This is a genomic window from Stenotrophomonas genospecies 5 (genome assembly GCF_054473825.1).
Genome location: NZ_JBTMUW010000011.1, coordinates 1 through 329 on the forward strand (window position 1 = coordinate 1; position 329 = coordinate 329).

Below are 329 nucleotides of genomic sequence, written 5' to 3' on the forward strand. Positions count from 1 at the left end.
TCCTGTGCTATGAATACCCAGCCTTGCTTCAAGGCTCTTTCAGGGATTGGAAGGATGCGCAGGTTCGGGGGAACTGCAGGCGGTGTGTCGGCCCGCTTCAGGGGATTTGAAGAGCGATTTCGGAAGTCGGGGGCATTCGGCGCCTGGCTGTGCTGCGTGCTGCTGCTCGGCCTTGGCCTGTCGCCAGCCGCAATTGCCCAGACGACGGTCACTTACATCCACACGGATGCCTTGGGCTCGGTTGTGGCCGAAAGCGATGCCAACGGCAACGTGATCAAGCGCTATGACTACGAGCCTTACGGTGCTGTGGTCGGTGGTCAGGTCACGGA

Annotated in this window: 1 pseudogene; it reads left to right on the forward strand. The window is 60.5% G+C overall.

Annotation, left to right across the window (positions count from 1 at the left end):
- Positions 1–84: 84 nt before the first annotated feature.
- Positions 85–329 (forward strand): annotated as a pseudogene (locus ACX9OW_RS20750) (RHS repeat-associated core domain-containing protein); the annotation flags it as partial.